Source organism: Alloalcanivorax sp. (assembly GCF_964221125.1).
GTDB classification, from domain to species: Bacteria; Pseudomonadota; Gammaproteobacteria; order Pseudomonadales; family Alcanivoracaceae; genus Alloalcanivorax; species Alloalcanivorax venustensis.
The window spans coordinates 1-15,072 of record NZ_CAXPXK010000024.1 but is presented as its reverse complement, the minus strand read 5'-3'; the positions used below and the strand labels follow the sequence as shown (position 1 = coordinate 15,072).

Annotated in this window: 14 protein-coding genes; 11 read left to right on the top strand and 3 right to left on the bottom strand. The window is 68.1% G+C overall.

From position 1 onward, the window contains the following. The first annotated feature begins 23 nt into the window (after positions 1 to 23). A complete protein-coding gene (locus ACEQZD_RS02980; protein WP_335629507.1) occupies positions 24 to 1,115 on the top strand; it encodes an AI-2E family transporter in 1,092 nt (363 codons plus the stop codon). A 16-nt stretch (positions 1,116 to 1,131) separates the two neighbouring features. Here the strand turns inward: ACEQZD_RS02980 and ACEQZD_RS02975 are convergent, their stop codons facing one another. Next, complete coding sequence (locus ACEQZD_RS02975) at positions 1,132 to 1,392, bottom strand: DksA/TraR family C4-type zinc finger protein (RefSeq protein WP_142949208.1); 261 nt, start codon at positions 1,390 to 1,392, stop codon at positions 1,132 to 1,134. Positions 1,393 to 1,432: 40 nt separating this feature from the next. Beyond that, positions 1,433 to 2,248 (bottom strand): thioesterase family protein, encoded by an 816-nt coding sequence (locus tag ACEQZD_RS02970; RefSeq protein ID WP_335629508.1) that lies wholly within the window; start codon positions 2,246 to 2,248, stop codon positions 1,433 to 1,435. Between the two features lie 157 nt (positions 2,249 to 2,405). On the opposite strand from ACEQZD_RS02970, the gene ACEQZD_RS02965 reads away from it, so the two are divergent. From ACEQZD_RS02965 to ACEQZD_RS02940, 6 genes are all read left to right on the top strand, one after another. Then, positions 2,406 to 3,620, top strand: a complete 1,215-nt coding sequence (locus ACEQZD_RS02965) for an MFS transporter (protein WP_370183851.1) — start codon at positions 2,406 to 2,408, stop codon at positions 3,618 to 3,620. A 120-nt stretch (positions 3,621 to 3,740) separates the two neighbouring features. Beyond that, positions 3,741 to 5,189 carry an alkaline phosphatase PhoX gene (locus tag ACEQZD_RS02960; RefSeq protein WP_370183850.1) on the top strand — a complete coding sequence of 483 codons (1,449 nt, stop codon included), beginning with the start codon at positions 3,741 to 3,743 and terminating at the stop codon, positions 5,187 to 5,189. 170 nt (positions 5,190 to 5,359) lie between these two features. Further along, positions 5,360 to 6,130 carry a DUF3348 family protein gene (locus tag ACEQZD_RS02955; RefSeq protein ID WP_370183849.1) on the top strand — a complete coding sequence of 257 codons (771 nt, stop codon included), beginning with the start codon at positions 5,360 to 5,362 and terminating at the stop codon, positions 6,128 to 6,130. Beyond that, a complete protein-coding gene (locus ACEQZD_RS02950) occupies positions 6,127 to 8,190 on the top strand; it encodes a DUF802 domain-containing protein (protein WP_370183848.1) in 2,064 nt (687 codons plus the stop codon). Before ACEQZD_RS02955 ends, ACEQZD_RS02950 begins: the two co-directional genes overlap by 4 nt. Next, positions 8,190 to 8,858, top strand: coding sequence for an OmpA family protein (locus ACEQZD_RS02945; RefSeq protein WP_335629513.1), 669 nt, complete (start codon positions 8,190 to 8,192; stop codon positions 8,856 to 8,858). Before ACEQZD_RS02950 ends, ACEQZD_RS02945 begins: the two co-directional genes overlap by 1 nt. Continuing rightward, on the top strand, positions 8,851 to 9,375 hold the full coding sequence (locus tag ACEQZD_RS02940; protein ID WP_335629514.1) for a DUF2894 domain-containing protein: 525 nt from the start codon (positions 8,851 to 8,853) through the stop codon (positions 9,373 to 9,375). Before ACEQZD_RS02945 ends, ACEQZD_RS02940 begins: the two co-directional genes overlap by 8 nt. A gap of 251 nt (positions 9,376 to 9,626) precedes the next feature. On the opposite strand, the gene yghU is transcribed toward ACEQZD_RS02940, so the two are convergent. Beyond that, on the bottom strand, positions 9,627 to 10,496 hold the full coding sequence (yghU, locus tag ACEQZD_RS02935; RefSeq protein ID WP_335629515.1) for a glutathione-dependent disulfide-bond oxidoreductase: 870 nt from the start codon (positions 10,494 to 10,496) through the stop codon (positions 9,627 to 9,629). Between the two features lie 233 nt (positions 10,497 to 10,729). Here yghU and ACEQZD_RS02930 point away from each other — a divergent pair, with 233 nt between their 5' ends. From ACEQZD_RS02930 to ACEQZD_RS02915, 4 genes are all read left to right on the top strand, one after another. Further along, positions 10,730 to 11,407 carry a TetR/AcrR family transcriptional regulator gene (locus tag ACEQZD_RS02930; protein ID WP_335629516.1) on the top strand — a complete coding sequence of 226 codons (678 nt, stop codon included), beginning with the start codon at positions 10,730 to 10,732 and terminating at the stop codon, positions 11,405 to 11,407. A 156-nt stretch (positions 11,408 to 11,563) separates the two neighbouring features. Next, positions 11,564 to 13,285, top strand: a complete 1,722-nt coding sequence (locus ACEQZD_RS02925; protein WP_370183846.1) for a class I adenylate-forming enzyme family protein — start codon at positions 11,564 to 11,566, stop codon at positions 13,283 to 13,285. A 6-nt stretch (positions 13,286 to 13,291) separates the two neighbouring features. Beyond that, a complete protein-coding gene (locus ACEQZD_RS02920) occupies positions 13,292 to 14,542 on the top strand; it encodes an acyl-CoA dehydrogenase family protein (RefSeq protein WP_335629518.1) in 1,251 nt (416 codons plus the stop codon). 4 nt (positions 14,543 to 14,546) lie between these two features. Beyond that, positions 14,547 to 15,072, top strand: a 526-nt coding sequence (locus ACEQZD_RS02915) for an SDR family NAD(P)-dependent oxidoreductase (protein ID WP_370183844.1), incomplete at its 3' end; no start/stop codon positions are given.

Below are 15,072 nucleotides of genomic sequence, written 5' to 3'. Positions count from 1 at the left end.
CCCGGCTAACAATGGACACCCCGATGCCGTCAAACACCCCGCCCAAAGTGGACCGGAACAGGCCCAAAGCCAACTTCGAGTCGGTGAATGTGCGTTCCGCCATGCTCACCGGTATTTTTCTGCTGCTGGTGATGTACACCCTGTACGCCGCGGCCACTCTTTTTATGCCGCTGATGGTGGCGTTTCTTACCAGCCTGATTTTCACCCCGGTGGTGCGCGCGCTGCGGGTGCTGAAAATCCCGCCGCCGGTGAGCGCGGCGGCGGTGGTGATCGGCGTGCTCGGCCTGGGCTTCGGCGCGCTGTACGGTCTCTCGGAACCGGCCATGGAATGGCTGCAAAAAGCGCCCCGCGATCTGCGTCAGCTGGAACAGGAATTCCACCAGTTCAGCGAGCCCATGCAGCAGCTCAAGCTGGCCAACGCCCAGATCGAGGACATCACCCCCGGTGACGAAAACCAACAGAAGGAAGAAGCCCCCACCTGGAGCCCGGTGAAGTGGATTCTCTCCGGCACCTGGTCGGCGCTGTACGGCATCACCCTGAGCGTGATTCTTCTCTATTTCATGCTGGCGTCCGGCGACACCTTTCTGCGCAAGCTGGTGCGGGTGATTCCCCAGTTCGAACATAAGCGGGCGGCGGTGGAAACCGTGCGCCAGATCCAGACCAGCGTATCGGTGTACCTGGGCACCATCACCATCATCAACACCTGCCTGGGCGCCGGCGCGGCGTTAATTCTTTATCTGCTGGACATGCCCAACCCGATCCTTTTCGGGGTGATGGTCGGCATGCTGAACTTTGCTCCCTATATCGGGCCGATCGTCAGCGGCGTGATCCTGCTGTTCATCAGCAGCCTGAATTTCGACGGCCTCACCCAGGTGCTGTTGCCGCCGTTTCTGGTGATGGCCCTGAACGTGCTGGAGGGGCAGTTCATTACGCCGACGGTGGCCGGCCATCGCCTGGCCCTGAGTCCGGTGGCGGTGTTTCTGTCGATCCTGCTGTGGGGCTGGATGTGGGGCGTGGTCGGCATCCTGATCGCGGTGCCGCTGCTGGTGTGCATCAAACTGGTGTGCGACAACGTCTCGTCGCTGCGGCTGCTGTCCGAATTTCTGGGACGCTGACTCAACGCCCTTCGCCTCAACGAAGCTGGCTGTCTTTACTGCCGCGCCGGTTGTAGCCCTCGGACCGGGCCTCGTCGCGCTCGCCCTGGCACAGCGTGCACAGGCGCACGCCGGGCAGCGCCTGACGGCGCGCTTCGGGGATCGGTGCCTCGCACTCTTCGCAATGCGTCAGGCTCTCGCCGGCGGGCAGACGGCTGCGGGCGTGTTGCACCGCCGAATCCACGGTGCTGTCGATCTGATCCTGAACGGCCCCTTCCGGGGCCCAGCCGGTCGCCATGGCGTCCTCCTGGTGGCCTTTCATCCTAATGTAACGTCAATCATCCGCCGGCATAAAGCGGCATCGCCAGGGTGGCCTGCAGCACCCGCCCCACCGGGCCGTCCTCATCATACAGAGTGGTGTCCACCAGGCCGGTGCCGTTGTCCTGCATGCGGGCGCGGGCGTCGAGTCCCAGCCAGTCGCCACGGGGGTCGCGGTGCAGGTAGAGGCTGAGATCCGAATTGATGCTGCCCACCTCCGGCGCCAGCCGCAGCTGGGCGATGCCGTTGCCGAAATCGGACAAGGTGGCGGCGCGCACCAGCGGCGAGCAGGGCTGCCCGGCCACCACCGGCACCGGCAGCGACATCCACACCCGGCCCTGGCCCTGGCCACCGACCCCGTCGAGCACGCAGATGCGGGCGGTGGTATGCAGCCCCCGGGGCGTCCAGCCGCCGCCCTTGCCGTCGCCGCCCACCTCGGCGAGGGTCATCACCGGGCGGTCGCCGCGCGGTTCCAGGCCGCCGGTTTCAAACCGGCCGAAGTCGGGCACCCGGGCGCCGGCCTGCTCCAGGAACAGGCCGCTGGCCCGGCACACCTCGACGCCGTCGGCGAGCAGCGACGCTTGCAACACCCGCAGGCGCCGCCCGGCGCGCACCACCGCCAGCTCCGCCGTCAGCGGCGCCGCCGGCACCGGCCTCAACAGATCCACCGTGAGGCGGCTGAGCCGCAGCCCGCTGTCCGCGGTGGCCTGCTCCATCAACAGCGCCAGCAGCCCGGTGGGCGAGCCGCCGTGCAGATGGCTGGGGCTCCAGGGTCCGCCGGCGCTGGCGGTGGGCACGTAGGTCTCGCCCTGGCGGACAAACAATGACTGATCCACTTCCGATACTCCCCTTTCTGACCTTGCTGGTCCGGATACAAACGCCCAAGCCTAACCCAGACGGCGCCCTGGCGGGGAACGAAACACTGGGTGCGGCGAGCGCCGTGCGCTACAGTAGCGCCCGCGCCAAACGCCCCAGACCATGGATTCACTGCCTATGTCCGCCACATCCCAGTCGCCGAGCCGTCCCAACATCGTGATCATGGTGGCGGGCGGTATTCTGGTGGCGCTGGTGGCGATCGTGTTCGCGCGGCTCGCCTACGGCCTGATTCTGCCGCCGATGCGCGACGATCTGGGATTGAGCTACCGGCAGGCCGGCACCCTGGGCACCGTCACCGCGCTGGGCTATCTGCTGTTCGTATTGCTGGGCGGCATCGCCGCCAGCCGCTGGGGCGCGCGCAACGCGGTGGCCACCGGCCTGCTGATTCTCACCGTCGGCTTCGCCGGCCTGGCGCTGGCCAGCGCCTACCCGGTGGTCGTCGGCCTGATGGCGCTGCTGGGTCTGGGCACCGCCTTCTGCTTCGCGCCCATGGTGTCGCTGCTGGCCACCTGGTACCCGGAAAAGCGCGGCATGGTGATCGGCTGCATGGCCGGCGGCGTGGGCGCCGGCATCTTCGTCACCGGGCTGCTGGTGCCCTGGCTGTCCGACCAGTTCGGTGAGCAAGGCTGGCGCCTGGCCTGGGGCCTGTTCGCCGCCCTGGCGGCGGTGGCGGTGGCGCTGGTCCTGGCGGCGGTGCGCGACCCGGCGCCGGTGGCCCACGACCATCCGGACCGCCCGGCGCCGGCGGACAAATGGCGCATCTACCGCAACCCGCGCGTGATCATCATGGCGGCGATCTACGGCATCATCGGCATGGTCTACATCATCCAGGCGATCTTCATGGTCAGCTACGTGGTGGAGTCCGGCTTCGACGAAGCCACCGCCGGCTGGCTGATGGCCATGTCCGGCCTGCTGTCGGTGGCCGCCGGCCCGCTATGGGGCTCGCTGTCCGACGTGTGGGGCCGGGGCAACGCCCTGACCCTGGCGATGGCGGTGGTCACCGTGGCCATGGGGCTGCCGCTGATCGACCAGAGCCTGGCCATGTTCTTCGCCCACTTCCTGCTGATGGGCTGCGCGGTGAACGGCGTGTTCACCATGGTCCAGGCCGCCAGCACCGACCAGGTGGCGCCGCGCCATATCCCCATCGCCTTCAGCTATGTGACGGTGTTCTTCGCCGGCGGCCAGTTCCTGGGCCCGGCCATCGCCGGCTGGCTGATCGAAGCCACCGGCGGCTTCCGCCTGGCGGTGGCGTTCACCTGCCTGGCGCTGCTGGTGGGCCTCTACCTGGCGCAGAAGATCCGCCGCTTCCCCGCCGGTCTGGCGGTGGACTGACCGCCTTCGGTAACCGTTCGGTTCGACTTTTGTTACCGACCGCCACCGGCGCCGCCGGCATCACCGGATTGTCATCATCGGCGGCCAGCCTGTCCGCCGTTATCGACTCCGGACCGGCTTATGAACTCCGTAACCCTGACCCGACGCAAACTGATCCAGGCCATGTTCTACGGTGCCGGCGCCGCGGTGATCACCGCCTGCGGCGGCGGTTCCTCGTCCTCGGGCAGCCCGGCGGGCACCCCGTCACCGACCCCCAGCCCGTCGGAGCCGGAGCCGCCCGCTCCCGAGCCGCCGGTACCGCCGGCCACCATGCTGCCCCTGGAAGCGGGGCCGCTGGCCGGTATCGGCGAGCTGGTGGAAAGCGACGTGGACGGCATTCTGATTCCCGAGGGGTTCTCGATCCGCCGCGTGGCCCGGCACCTGGAAGATCCGATCTCCGGTCTGCCCAACCTCACCGGCTTGCTGCGCGACAACTGGCACATCTTCCCGGACGGCGGCGCAGTGTTCCCGGTGCGGGAAGACGGCGGCTGGGTCTATGTCTCCAACAGTGAAATCGCCCCCGGCGGCGGCGTGGGCGCGTTGCGGTTCGACCGCGACGGCACCGTCATCGACGCCTACCGCATCCTGCGCAACACCCGCCGCAACTGCGCCGGCGGCGCCACGCCCTGGGGCACCTGGTTGTCCTGCGAGGAGACCACCGACGGCCAGGTCTATGAGTGCCACCCGCTGGGGCCCGCATCTCTGGCGCGGGCGCATCCGGCGCTGGGTATTTTCAACCACGAAGCCGCCGTGGCGGACTGGGACACCCGCACCCTGTACCTGTCCGAGGACGACGGCAACGGCCGTCTGTACCGCTTCCGGTCCGCCGGCGTGGTCACCTCGATCACCGGGGAACCGGGCCTGGACCTGGATAACGGCGTGCTGGAGGTGCTGGAAGTGGACGGCTTCGCCAACGGCGCCTACCAGGAAGACCTGGACCAGGCCCGCCGCCTGCACAAGGTGCGCTGGGTGCCGGTGCAGGACCCGCACCGCGCCCAGGAAACGGTGCGCGCCGAGATCGAGGCGGCCACCGGCCAGGGCGCCCCGGGCACCCGCTTCAAAGGCGGCGAAGGCCTGTGGGTGCAGACCCTGCCGGAGGGCCAGCGGCCCGACATCGCGGGCAGCGCCAACCCGCTACGCGCGGTGGTGTTCCTGGCCTGCAAAGGCGACAACCGGGTCTACGCCCTGGACATCGACAACGACCAGATCGAAGTGGTGTTCGACAACGAGCAACTGATCGGCAGCGGCGAAGCGCCGTTCAATGACGTGGACAATATCGTCGTCGGCCCGGCCGGCGACGTGGTGGTGGCGGAAGACGGCGACCTGATGCGTCTGATGGTGATGGTGCCCAACCAGCCCGCCAGAATCCTGCTGCAAATCCCCGGCGGCGGCAGCGAACTCACCGGCCCCGCCTTCACCCCGGACGGCTCGCGGCTTTACTTCAGTTCCCAGCGCGGCCCCTCCGCGCTGCTGCTGCCCACCGGCGCCACCTACGAGCTGACCATCCCGGAAGCCTTCCGCCGCGCCTGACCCGCGCCCCCTGCCCCGTCCGCCCCGCCGCGCCCTTTCCAGGGCGCCGGTCGGGCGGCTACATGCCGCCATTATCATCGCCGGCCGTTCCTGATTAGAATGTGCGGCTTCCCGGCGCCAGGGCGCGTCGGGCCCTCTATTCTCCATGGATGTCCAACCAGGGCGCGGCGATGAGCAACGGCAGGCCCAACAGCGTGAACAACACCGGCCCGCTGCGGCGGCAGCTGGCGGGCCTGGGCGTGCGCGCGGCCGGCGCGCCGCTGCCGTGCTTCGGCGAACGGCTGGCGCGGCTGTTCGACCTGTCCGACACCGTGGCGCTGGACGCCGCCAACGTGGCGTCCCGGGACGGCCATTTCGGCGCCGACGGCAAGGCCGCCGAGCGGCTGCGCGCGGAGCTGGAGAAACTGCGCCAAAGCCAGCGGGACGCCATCGAAGCCAGCGTCACCGCCGAGCGGATCGGCACCCGCAACGGTCTGCCGGCGCCGCAGGCCGGCCCAAGCCCGGCCGAGCCGCCGGATTTCGAGCCCTACCGGCGCTTCTATCAGAGCAAGCAGCGGCAGATGGCCGCCGCCGTGCCGCCGCTGCGGCTGAAAGCCCGTGGCGCGCTCACCGACCACGGCCCGGCCCTGGCGCGGCTAGCGCGCATCGACGCGGTGCTCGACAACACCCTTACCGGCTACGCCCGCAAGGGCTTCGGTGCCGTGCCCGGCGTGCTGGAAAAGCGCTTCCTGGCGCTCTGGCCGGACCGCCAGCACAGCCTGCTCAGCGATACGCCCGGCGACGATCCCCAGGACTGGATGAAGGAAGGCGCCTGGCTGCACCGCTTCTGCCAGGAGATGAAGACCCTGTTGCTGGCGGAGCTGGACACCCGCCTGGAGCCGGTGCAGGGCTTGCTCATGGCGCTGGAAAGCGCGCACAACCACCCACAAGGACCTCAATGACACGCTTTTTATTCGCACTGGTATGCCTGCTCGGCGCGGCCACCGTGGCCTGGGTGGGCATCGGCTTTCTGGGCACCAACCTGGTGGCCCTCACCGCCACCCTGCTGATCGCCTTCGTGTACGCCTTCGGCTTCCTGGAGCTGCGCCGCTTCCGCGCCGACAGCACGCAACTGGCCCGGCAACTGGAGACCCCGCCCGGTGACGGCGACGGCCTGGAGCGCTGGCTGGCCGAGCTGCCCGCCGCCCTGCGCGGCGCCGTGCGCCGGCGCGTGGAAGGGGAAAGCACGCCACTGCCCGGGCCCATGCTGACGCCCTACCTGTCCGGCCTGCTGGTGATGCTGGGCCTGCTGGGTACCTTTATCGGCATGATCGTCACCCTGCAGGGCGCGGTCAGTGCCCTGGAAGGCGGCAACAACCTGGCCGCCGTGCAGAGCGCGCTGGCGGCGCCCATCGCCGGGCTCAGCCTGGCCTTCGGCACCTCCATCGCCGGTGTCGCCGCCTCCGCCATGCTGGGGCTGGGCGCCACCCTGAGCCGCCGCGAGCGTACCCTGGTGGGCCGTGACCTGGACGCCGTGCTGCGCCGCGATCTGCGCGCGTTTTCCCTGAAACATCAGCAGCAGGAGGCGTTCCGCGCCCTGCAATCACAGTCCGACGCCTTCCCCGCCGTGGTCGACAGCCTGCAGGCCCTGACCCGACGCCTGGAGCAGATGGGCGACCAGCTCAACAGCGCGCTCACCGACAATCAAAAGCAGTTCCACGAGCAGACCGCCGAGCACTACCGCCAACTGGCGGCGTCCGTCGGCGACAGCCTGAGCACCAGCCTGGCGGACAGCAGCCGGCTGGCGGCGGAAAGCGTCCGCCCGGTGATCGCCGAGGCTCTGGAACGCCTCAACGACCAGGCGGAGCAGAGCCACCAGCGCCTCAACACGCTCACCGAAAGCCAGCTGAGCCGGATCGCCGAGCGCTTCGACACCACCACCGAGCAAGCGGCGCGCCACTGGCGCGAGGGCCTGGCCGAGCACCAACAGACCGCGCAAAGCCTCACCGACAAGGTGGCCGCCGCCCTGCAAGCGCACAACGACCGCTTCCAGGCCCACGGCGACGCCCTGCTGACGCAGATCCGCGACGACCAGCAACAGGCCCGGGCCGACAACCAGCAACGCCTGACCGCCATCACCGAGCGCTTCCAACAAGCCGGCGACGCCACCGCCGAGGGCTGGCGGGAAGGCCTCGAGCAACAACAGCAGACCCTCGCCCGCCTGGTCAGCGACCTCGGCGACACCCTGTGCGGCCACACGGACCGCTTCCGGCACACCGCCGACGGCCTGGTGGAAGGGCAGCGGCAAGGCCTGGACGCCCTGCTCGCGCAAACCGGCGAGCAGCTCAGCGCCTTGCGGGATCAGGAGGCGGCGCGCGGCGACGCGGCCACGCAGCGCCTGGCCGACCTGGAAGCCACCGTCACCCGCCACCTCACCGAGCTGGGCACCGCCCTGGAAGCGCCGATGACGCGGCTGATCGAAACCGCCTCGGAGACGCCCAAGGCGGCCGCCGAAGTGATCAGCCGCCTGCGCGAGGAAATGGCGCAAAGCAGCGAACGGGACAACGAACTGCTGGAGGAACGCCGCCGCATCATGGGCGAGCTGGACGCCCTGCTCACCGCCCAGCAGCAGGCGGCCGGCGTGCAGCGCGACGCGGTGGAAACGCTGATCCGCGACGCCGGCGGCGTACTCAAGGAGGTCAGCGATACCTTCGCCGGCCAGGTGGACGCGCAGACCGCCCGCCTGGACGAGGCCGCCGCCGACATCACCGGCGGGGCCCACGAGGTGGCCAGCCTGGGCGACGCCTTCGGCACCGCGGTGAACCTGTTCAGCGAGTCCAACGGCAAGCTGCTGGATAACCTCAGACGCATCGAGACGTCCCTGGAACAGTCCGCCGCGCGCAGCGACGAGCAGCTGGCCTACTACGTGGAGCAGGCCCGCGAGGTGATCGATCTCAGCCTGAGTTCGCAAAAGGAAGTGATCGACGCCCTGGCCGCCCTCAAAGCCGGCGAGGCGCGCTGATGGACGAGCTTCACGACGGCCAGGACGGCGCTCAGTCCACCCCGGTGTGGGCGATCTTCTCGGACCTGATGGCGGCGCTGGTGGGCATCTTCGTGCTGCTGCTGGTGTGGGTGATCGGCATTCAGCTGGAACTGAGCCAGTCGCTGGAGCAGGAACGCGCCAAACTGCAGGCCGAGCAGCAACGACGCCAGGCGTTGGAAGAGGCGCTCGCCGACCCGCTCGCCAGCGGCCGCATCTCGTTCCAGAACGGCCGCATCGGCATCAACGGCAGCGTGCTGTTCGCGCTCAACGCGGACCGCCTGCAGCCGGAGGGCCGTGCGCTGCTGGAGAGCCTGGTGGAACCGCTGCAAACCTACCTGGCGCAACACGACGAGCTGCTGATGGTGAGCGGCTTCACCGACGACCTGCCGATCCAGCAGGGCAACCCGCGCTACGCGGACAACTGGGGCCTGTCCGCCCAGCGCGCGCTCACGGTGACCCGCACCCTGATCGATCAGGGCCTGCCGGAGGCGCGCATTTTCGCCGCCGCCTTCGGCGACAACCAGCCGGTGACCGCCAACGTGGACGACGCCGCCCGCGCCAAAAACCGGCGCGTGGAGATCACCACCGTGCCGCGCGCCGACGCCACCGCCGGCGAGCCGGAACAGACCGGGCAACTCGATGAGTGAGGTGCTGGCGCAACTGGAAGCCCTGCGCCAGACCGGCGCCCACCACCGCGACCCGGTGCGTTTCACCTATCTGGAGAGCTTCGCCACGCGCCTGGCCGAAAGCCGGCGCGCGCCGTCGCAAAAACATCAGGAAAAACTGGAACAGGCACTCGCGGACTACCGGGCCCGCGCGGACGCCGACGACGATGAAAGCCAGGGCGATCCCGCTACGCCGCGGTACGAATCCCCGCTGGCCACGTTGCTGACCCGACTGCGTGGCGATGGCGAAGCGCCCATGGAGCTGAAAGCCCTTGCGCCGATCCGCGAGGCCCAGGCCCGACAGCAGTTGGCCGCGCGCATCCAGCACGCCATCACCCACGTGCCCGACGACGCCGGCCCGCTCAACGCCCACCGGCAGGTGGCCCGCGCGCTGGCCGCGCTGCAGGAAGTGTCGCCGGAATACCTGGAGCATCTGGTCACCTACCTGGATGACCTGATGGTGTTGGAGAAAATCCCCGCCACAAAACGATCTTCGTAAGCACGGGTTTTTGGCAAGTCATTTGGAGCGGGACCCGCTGCGAAAGGGACCACCTTGTGCGAGCGGGCCCAGCCCGCGAAAGGCAAGCAACGCTTGCCGGCAGGATCCCAGAGACGCCGTTTATGGCGCTGTTAAAAAGCCTCTGGAATCCAGCGGGGCAACCTTGGCCGGGAGCTTCGCTCCCTTTCGCGGGCGGGGCCCGCTCCCACAAAGGCCGCCACCACAAGGGTCCGCTCACACCAGTGTCGCGGCTATGAGTCTTCCAGCTTGTCCTGGGTGCGCAGCTGGAAGTCGCTGGCGTCGTGGCGCTCGCGCAGCTGTTCGCTGGGCTCGCCCCAGGCGCGGTTGACCATGCGGCCGCGCTGCACGGCGGGGCGCTCGGCGATCTCCGCTTCCCAGCGCAGCACGTTCTTGTAGGTGTGCGCTTCCAGGAATTCGGCGGCTTCGTACACCTTGTTAGTGACCAGGGCGCCGTACCAGGGCCAGACCGCCATGTCGGCGATGGTGTAGTCGTCGCCGGACAGGAAGCGGTTGTCCGCCAGGCGGCGGTCGAGCACGTCCAGCTGGCGCTTCACTTCCATGGTGTAGCGGTTGATCGGGTATTCGTATTTCTCCGGGGCGTAGGCGTAGAAGTGACCGAAGCCGCCGCCCAGGAACGGCACCGCGCCCATCTGCCAGAACAGCCAGTTGAGACATTCGGTGCGCTTGGCCGGATCAGTGGGCAGGAAGGCGCCGAACTTTTCCGCCAGGTAGAGCAGGATGGCGCCGGACTCGAACACGCGCACCGACGGGTCCTGGCTCTGATCCACCAGGGCCGGGATCTTGGAGTTGGGGTTGATGTCCACGAACCCGCTGCCGAACTGCTCGCCCTCGGTGATGCGGATCAACCAGGCGTCGTACTCCGCGCCTTCGAAGCCCTTTTCCAGAAGCTCTTCCAGCAGCACCGTCACCTTGACGCCGTTGGGCGTGGCCAGGGAATACAGCTGCAGAGGATGCTTGCCCACCGGCAGGTCTTTGTCATGGGTGGGGCCGGCGATGGGCCGGTTGATGCTGGCGAATTTGCCGCCGCTTTCCGCGTCCCATTTCCAGACTTTCGGAGGCGTGTAGGTGTCGTCGCTCATAACTACTCTCTCGATCAGACAAACGAAGTAATACCCGGGTTCAGGGGCAAAGAATGACAAGATAACGCTCAAGACGGCGGCAAGATAGCCGCGTGATGCTCCATAACCCGCCGATCCTTGCCCGATCCTGGCGCCGCTCGAAGCGCGCCGCCGGCCGCTTTCTTCCGCCCCTGAAACAACTGTGCTAACGTCCGAGCGACCTTCCCGGACCGACCTGATTGTGGAGAAGACGCTTGCCGGCGGAACCTGAACACAACGATAAAACCGCCCTCGACAGCGAGCAGCAACTGGTGGAAGCCACAGTGGACGGCGTGCAGGACAGCGCGCTCACCGAGACGCGCCGCAACCAGATCTGCGACGCGGCCCTGTCCTTGTTTCTGGAAAAGGGCTTCGACGCCACCACCATCCGCGACATCTGCGCGCGCTCCGGCGTCAACCAGGCGAGCATCTACGATTACATCGCCAACAAAAACGACATCCTGCGCCGGCTGCTCAACAAACTGTGGTTCGCCCAGGACGTGCCGACCCTGGCGGAGCGTCTGGAGCGCGACCCGGACGTGCCGTTCGAGGATCAGGTAGCGGCGTTCTTCCAGGACGTCTGGACCAAGAAGCGCCAGGGCACCCTGCTGATCTACCGCTCCATTCCCCACCTCCGCGACGAAGACCGCAAGACCATGCGCGCCCGCGACGAGACGGTGCTCAATGCCTTAGCCGACCAGCTGCGCGAACGCACCGGTCTGCCCGAGGACGACCCGCGCGCCGAAGTGGTGGCCAACATGATCGTCTTCCTGGCCGCGTTCGCGCCCATGCGCGACTGGCTGAACCGCGACATCGACGACACCGTGATCCTCAAGACGGTGGCCGCGGCGGTCCGCGCCATGGTCGACCAGCTGGGCGAAAAGCCCAATTAATTCAGACGCTTACCCGTCGAAATAGCATTCCATTATTCCTGATTCCGGTGTGACCCGTCGGTCAACGGCGCTTGACTTGCCGCCACCATCCGCCTTAGCTTGATTCCTGACAAGTGTCAGCCAGCCCACGGCGCTCGCCGTGCATAAGGAGAACAATTGACGCCCGAAGACGCCCAGGCGCATATCGCCGCCAGCGATCCCCGCTTCGCGCTCACCGAGGCGGTGATCGGCGGAGTCCGCTATCCGGTATTCGCCAATGCCCCGGCACACCTGCGCGTGCTGCTGGAAGACGCCGCCCCCGCTTATGGGGACCGCGACGCCCTGGTCTACCAGGACGAACGCTGGCGCCACGCCGAGCTGTGCCGGGAGGTGCGGCGCGTCGCCAACGCCCTGGCCGACGACCTGGGCGTGCGCCAGGGCGACCCGGTGGCGATCGCCATGCGCAACTACCCGGAGCTGCCGATCCTGATTCTGGCGGTGGCCGCGCTGGGCGCGGTGGCGGTGCCGATGAACGCCTGGTGGTCGGAGCAGGAACTGGCCTACGGCCTGACGGACTGCGGCGCCCGGGTGGTGTTCGCCGACGGCCCGCGCCACCAGCGCATCGAGAGGCTGGCCGCCGACAACGGCCTGGCGCTGATCGCCGTGCGCGACGCCGAAGCCCTGCCCGGCCGGCCGCGCTATGAACAACTGCGCGACGGCGGCCGCGACGACCGCTGGCCGGATGTGACCATCGCCCCGGACGACGACTTCGCCGTGCTGTACTCCTCCGGGTCCACCGGCAACCCCAAGGGCGTGGTGCTCACCCATCGCGGCGCGATCTCGGCGGTGTACTCCTGGATCATGGCGCGGTTGATGGCACCGCTGGTGGCGGACCCGCCGCCGCCCCTGCCGGAGCCGGATCAGGTTCAGCCACCCTCGTTTCTGGTGGTGACGCCGCTGTTCCACGTCACCGCCTTGCAGTCGAATTTCCTGCAGGGCCTGGCCAGCGGCGCCACCCTGACCCTGATGTACAAGTGGGACCCACAAGAGGCGGTGCGCCTGATCAAGCGCGAGCGCATCACCCGCTTCACCGGCGTGCCCACCCAGTCCGCCGAATTGATGGATACCGCCCGCGCCCTGGGCGAAAGCCTGGACACCCGGGAAGCGATCGGAGGCGGCGGTGCCAAGCGGCCCGCCGCCCAGGTGGGCCAGCTCGCCGAAGCCTTCCCCGCCGCCGCCATCGCCTCCGGCTGGGGCATGACCGAAACCAACGCCCTGGGCATTCTGATCGGCGGCCCCGACTATGTGGCCCACCCGGAAGCCGCCGGCCGGCCGACGCCGCCGCTGCAGGCAATGCGCATCGTCGACGGCGACGGCGTTGAGGTGCCCACCGGCGAGATCGGCGAGCTGACCGTGAAAAGCGCCGCCAATATGCGCTGCTATCTGAACCAGCCCGAAGCCACCGCCGACACCGTGCGCGACGGCTGGCTGTACACCGGCGACCTGGCGCGCATCGACGAGGAAGGCCTGATCTACATCGTCGACCGCAAGAAGAGCATCATCATCCGGGGCGGCGAGAACATCGCCTGCCTGGAAGTGGAAGGCGCCCTGCACCGCCACCCGGAGGTGGCCGAAGCCGGCGTGTTCCCGATTCCCGACCCGCGCCTGGGCGAGATCGTCGGCGCCGGCGTGCAGCTCAAGCCCGGCGCCCGCGTTGACGAAGCCGGGCTGCAAGCGTTCCTGGCCGACCATCTGGCCCGTTTCAAGATTCCCGACCGCATCTGGCTGCGCAGCGACCCGCTGCCCCGGGGCGGCACCGACAAAACCGACCGCCGCGCCCTGCGCGCACAATGCCTGGCCGCCGACACCGAGGCGGGCGCCCCCATCAACGAGGAGTAAACACCCATGGGTAACGATACCGATCTGAACAACCTGGCCATGTCCGAAGACGCGCGCCCGCTGCTGGACGCCCTGGCCAAGCACATCCGCGAGAACGTGGACCCGATCACCGAGGAATTCCACCGTCTGGGCGAAGGCCGCGCGGAGCGTTTCAGCTACGCCCCCGGCCAGCTGGAGCTTCTGGAAACCGCCAAGAACAAGGCCCGCGAAGCCGGCCTGTGGAACTTCTTCCTGCCCAACGCGGAAACCGGCGAAGGCCTGTCCAACCTGGACTACGCCTACATCGCCTTCGAGCTGGGCAAGAACCCGCTGGCGTCCCAGACCCTGAACTGCTCCGCGCCGGACACCGGCAACATGGAAGTGCTGGAGCGCGTCGGCACCCCCGAGCAGAAAGAGAAGTGGCTGAAGCCGCTGCTGGCCGGCGAGATCCGTTCCTGCTTCGGCATGACCGAACCGCAGGTGGCCTCCTCCGACGCCCGCAACATTGAAACCAGCGCCGTGCTGGACGGCGACGACTGGGTGATCAACGGCGAGAAATACTATATTTCCGGCGCCGGCGACCCGCGCTGCAAGATCATGATCTGCATGGTCAAGACCAGCCCGGACGCGCCCACCTTCCGTCAGCAGTCGCAAATTCTGGTGCCCATGGACGCCCCCGGCGTGCACGTGCTCGGCCCGATGCGCGTGTTCGGCCACGACCACGCGCCGCACGGCCACATGCACATCAAGCTGGACAACGTGCGCGTGCCGAAAGAAAACATTCTTTGGGGCGAAGGCCGCGGCTTCGAGATTTCCCAGCTGCGCCTCGGCCCGGGCCGCATCCACCACTGCATGCGTTCCATCGGTTCCGCCGAAAAAGCCCTGGACCTGATTCTCGAGCGCGGCATGAACCGCGAAGCGTTCGGCAAGCAGATCATCAACCTGGGCAAGAACATGGAGACCGTGTCCCGTGCCCGCATCGAGATCGAAGCGATGCGCATGATCGTCCTGAAAGCCGCCAAGGCGATGGACGTGATGGGCAACAAGGAAGCGCGCATCTGGGTGTCCATGGCGAAAGCGATGGTGCCGGAGAAGTGCTGCCAGATCATCGACCAGGCGATCCAGATCCACGGCGCCACCGGTGTCAGCCAGTGGTCGCCGCTGTCCGAGATGTACATGCAGCAGCGCACCCTGCGCCTCGCCGACGGTCCGGACGAAGTGCACCACAACGTGGTCGCCCGCAACGAAGTGAACCGCTACAACCAGACCGGAGCGTAACGCCATGGTAGAAACCAAGCTGTTCGATCTGACCGGCAAGGTGGCGCTGATGACCGGCGCCTCCAAGGGCATGGGCAAAGCGATGGCCCACGCCCTGGCCGCGCATGGTGCCACGGTGGTGATCTCCGCGCGCACCCAGGAAACGCTCGATGAGACCGCCGCCGAGATCAACCAGGCGGTGGGCGCCGAGCGCGTGCACGGGGTGGCCGCCAACGCCGGCCGCAAACAGGAACTGGAGACGCTGGTGGAGAAAACCCACCAGCTCGCCGGGCCGGTGGACATTCTGGTCGGCAACGCCGGCGTCAATGTGCACTACGGGCCGATCTCCGAGATCCCCGACGACGCCTACGAAAAAACCATGCAGGTGAACGTGCAAGCCAACCTGTGGCTGGCGCGCCTGGTGGCGCCGGACATGATCGAGAAAGGCAACGGCTCGATGATGTTCACCGCCAGCGTCGGCGCCTTTAAGCCGTCCGACACCCTGGGCGTGTACGGCACCTCCAAGCTGGCGCTGATCGGCCTGGTGCGCA

Excerpts from the sequence above, each read along its gene's own strand:
- ACEQZD_RS02980 (WP_335629507.1), top strand. The coding sequence starts at position 24 with ATGCCGTCAAACACCCCGCCCAAAGTGGACCGGAACAGGCCCAAAGCC.
- ACEQZD_RS02975 (WP_142949208.1), bottom strand. The coding sequence starts at position 1,392 with ATGGCGACCGGCTGGGCCCCGGAAGGGGCCGTTCAGGATCAGATCGAC.
- ACEQZD_RS02965 (WP_370183851.1), top strand. The coding sequence starts at position 2,406 with ATGTCCGCCACATCCCAGTCGCCGAGCCGTCCCAACATCGTGATCATG.
- ACEQZD_RS02960 (WP_370183850.1), top strand. The coding sequence starts at position 3,741 with ATGAACTCCGTAACCCTGACCCGACGCAAACTGATCCAGGCCATGTTC.
- ACEQZD_RS02955 (WP_370183849.1), top strand. The coding sequence starts at position 5,360 with ATGAGCAACGGCAGGCCCAACAGCGTGAACAACACCGGCCCGCTGCGG.
- ACEQZD_RS02950 (WP_370183848.1), top strand. The coding sequence starts at position 6,127 with ATGACACGCTTTTTATTCGCACTGGTATGCCTGCTCGGCGCGGCCACC.
- ACEQZD_RS02945 (WP_335629513.1), top strand. The coding sequence starts at position 8,190 with ATGGACGAGCTTCACGACGGCCAGGACGGCGCTCAGTCCACCCCGGTG.
- ACEQZD_RS02940 (WP_335629514.1), top strand. The coding sequence starts at position 8,851 with ATGAGTGAGGTGCTGGCGCAACTGGAAGCCCTGCGCCAGACCGGCGCC.
- yghU (WP_335629515.1), bottom strand. The coding sequence starts at position 10,496 with ATGAGCGACGACACCTACACGCCTCCGAAAGTCTGGAAATGGGACGCG.
- ACEQZD_RS02920 (WP_335629518.1), top strand. The coding sequence starts at position 13,292 with ATGGGTAACGATACCGATCTGAACAACCTGGCCATGTCCGAAGACGCG.